Annotated in this window: 2 protein-coding genes and 3 pseudogenes; 2 read left to right on the forward strand and 3 right to left on the reverse strand. The window is 41.7% G+C overall.

The genetic code is table 11. From position 1 onward, the window contains the following. Positions 1-277 (reverse strand): annotated as a pseudogene (locus tag HT729_RS02245) (transposase family protein); the annotation flags it as partial. Between the two features lie 38 nt (positions 278-315). On the opposite strand from HT729_RS02245, the pseudogene HT729_RS02250 reads away from it, so the two are divergent. Beyond that, positions 316-1,248, forward strand: a pseudogene (locus tag HT729_RS02250) (sodium-dependent transporter); the annotation flags it as partial. A 40-nt stretch (positions 1,249-1,288) separates the two neighbouring features. On the opposite strand, the gene manA reads toward HT729_RS02250, so the two are convergent. Together manA and HT729_RS02260 are read right to left on the reverse strand one after the other, a co-directional pair. Continuing rightward, complete coding sequence (gene manA, locus HT729_RS02255) at positions 1,289-2,233, reverse strand: mannose-6-phosphate isomerase, class I (RefSeq protein WP_172926358.1); 945 nt, start codon at positions 2,231-2,233, stop codon at positions 1,289-1,291. A 121-nt stretch (positions 2,234-2,354) separates the two neighbouring features. Continuing rightward, positions 2,355-2,675: pseudogene (locus tag HT729_RS02260) on the reverse strand (family 1 glycosylhydrolase); the annotation flags it as partial. 40 nt (positions 2,676-2,715) lie between these two features. Here HT729_RS02260 and HT729_RS02265 point away from each other — a divergent pair. After that, a partial coding sequence (locus tag HT729_RS02265) for a helix-turn-helix domain-containing protein (protein WP_172931620.1) occupies positions 2,716-3,011 on the forward strand: 296 nt, incomplete at its 3' end.

The raw sequence follows: 3,011 nt of genomic DNA on the forward strand, positions 1-3,011 counted from the left end.
GAGTTACTTCAACCCATTGGCTCCGACGGAGTAAGTTGCTTTCGTGGATACCAAAATCAGCCGCAATTTCTTCATAAGTTCGATATTCTCGCACATATTGAAGAGTGGCCATAAGAAGATCTTCTAGGCTTAATTTAGGTTTTCGTCCACCTTTTGCGTGTTTAAGTTGATAAGCTGTTTTTAATACAGCTAACATTTCTTCAAAAGTGGTACGCTGAACACCAACAAGACGCTTAAATCGTGCATCAGTTAGTTATTTACTTGCTTCATAATTCATAGAACTACTATACCATATTTTGTTTCTCAGGAAGTCTGATCATTTCAAATCCAGTCATTGCCCTTGGAGCTCAAGCTGCCTTTATCCTATTGAATATCTTTATTGTGTCACGTGGAATTCAAAAAGGGATTGAAAGAGCTTCGAAAGTCATGATGCCCCTGCTCTTTATCATCTTTGTCGTCATCATCGGGCGCTCTCTCAGTTTGCCAAATGCCATGGAAGGGGTTCTTTACTTCCTCAAACCAGACTTTTCAAAACTGACAAGTGCTGGTCTCCTCTATGCTCTAGGACAATCTTTCTTTGCCCTCTCACTAGGGGTTACAGCTATGTTGACCTATGCTTCTTACTTGGATAAGAAAACCAATCTGGTCCAGTCAGGGATTTCCATTGTAGCCATGAACATCTCGGTATCCATCATGGCAGGTCTAGCCATTTTCCCTGCTATGTCAGCCTTCAATATCCAGTCTGAAGGGGGACCGAGCCTGCTCTTTATCGTCTTGCCTCAACTCTTTGACAAGATGCCTTTTGGAACCATTTTCTACATCCTCTTCCTCTTGCTCTTCCTCTTTGCGGCAGTCACTTCTTCCGTTGTTATGCTGGAAATCAATGTGGGCAATATCACCAATCAGGACAACAGCAAGCGTGCCAAATGGAGTGTTATTTTAGGAATTTTGACCTTTGTCTTTGGCATTCCCTCAGCCCTTTCTTACGGTGTTATGGCAGATATTCACATTTTTGGGAAGACCTTCTTTGACGCTATGGATTTCTTGGTTTCCAATCTTCTCATGCCATTTGGAGCTCTCTGCCTTTCACTTTTTACAGGCTATATCTTTAAAAAGGCTCTTGCAATGGAGGAACTCCATCTCGATGAAACAGCATGGAAACAGGGACTGTTCCAAGTCTGGCTCTTCCTTCTTCGTTTCATCATTCCAATCATCATCATCGTGGTCTTCATCGCCCAATTTATGTAATCAAAAAGGACTTGAGTAGTAAACTCAGGCCCTTTCTTTTTTATGGATGGCTAACAATCAATTCCAAATCTTGCCCTTCCAGAGTCCAAGCTTCAACATCACTTGGTAGGATAAAGTGGCTGCCTTTTTGGATTGGATAGTTTTTTCCGTCAACAGTTAGCTGACCTTGACCAGCTAAGACACTCAATAAGCTGTAGTCAGCTGTCTTTTCGAAGTCAACTTTTCCAGTAATTTCCCACTTGTAAACTGCAAAGAAATCATTGGATACAAGGAGAGTTGAGTATAAATCATCAGCTTTAACAGTTACAGGACGGCTATTTGCAGGCTCACCAATGTTCAATACATCAATGGATTTTTCAAGGTGAAGTTCACGCAAGTTTCCCTTATCATCCTTACGGTCAAAGTCATAGACGCGATAGGTGGTGTCACTAGATTGTTGGGTTTCAAGAATCAAGATACCCGCACCGATAGCATGCATGGTGCCACTTGGTACATAGAAGAAATCTCCAGCCTTAACAGGCACTTTTGTCAGCAAGGCATCCCAGTTTTTATCTTCGATTTGCTGGCGGAGTTCCTCTTTTGACTTGGCATTGTGACCGTAGATAATCTCTGAGCCTTCATCCGCAGCTATGATGTACCAGCATTCTGTTTTTCCGAGTTCGCCTTCATGCTCGAGTCCATAAGCATCGTCTGGGTGAACTTGGACGCTGAGCCAGTCGTTAGCATCCAGAATTTTGGTCAAGAGTGGAAATACAGGTTCTGGACGATTGCCAAACAATTCACGGTGCTGCGCATACAAAGTAGCCAGGTCTGTTCCCTGGTAGCGTCCATTGGCAACTTTAGAGACACCATTTGGATGGGCTGAGATGACCCAGTATTCTCCGATTTTTTCACTTGGGATGTCGTAGCCAAACTCATCACGTAGCTTGGTTCCACCCCAGATTTTTTCTTGCATAACTGATTGTAAAAATAATGGTTCTGACATCTTGATCTCCTGTCTGATTTTTCTCCCCTCATTATAGCAAAAAAAGAGTTCCATTTGAACTCTTTTTTCACATCTTATAAAGTAGGGAGAAGATTTTGTAAAAATAGTAAACAAATGTGCTCTACTCGATGCTTGCTCCATTGCTATCAATGACATCCTTGTACCAATAGAAGGACTTCTTCTTGCTACGTTTGAGAGTCCCATTTCCTACATTATCTCGATCTACATAGATAAAGCCATAGCGCTTATTCATTTCCCCTGTGCCAGCTGAAACCGAATCGATACAGCCCCAAGTCGTATAACCAAGCAAGTCAACCCCGTCTTGGTAAATGGCATCTCGCATGGCCTTGATGTAGGCCTCTAAGTAAGTAATCCGATAGTCATCTGCTACATAACCATTCTCATCCGGTGTATCCATAGCACCGAGTCCATTTTCTACGATAATACTAAACTAAAATCAAAAAGCATTATATAATAGTAATATGAAATCAACTAAAGAAGAAATCCAAGCTATCAAAACACTTTTAAGAGACTCTCGTACAGCTAAATATCATAAACGCCTTCAAATCGTTCTATTTCGTCTGATGGGTAAATCTTATAAAGAGATTATAGAGCTTTTAGACTGTAATCAAACAACGATTTGGCCAACTGTAAAAAAATATGAGGAGTTCGGACTCGATTCTCTCCTTCAAGAAACACGTGGTGGTCGTAACCATGCATATATGACAGTTGAGGAAGAGAAAGTCTTTCTTGCCCGCCATTTGAAGGCTGCAGAGGC

This window comes from Streptococcus sp. 79, from assembly GCF_013277425.1.
Lineage (GTDB): Bacteria > Bacillota > Bacilli > Lactobacillales > Streptococcaceae > Streptococcus > Streptococcus pseudopneumoniae.

Excerpts from the sequence above, each read along its gene's own strand:
- manA (WP_172926358.1), bottom strand. The coding sequence starts at position 2,233 with ATGTCAGAACCATTATTTTTACAATCAGTTATGCAAGAAAAAATCTGG.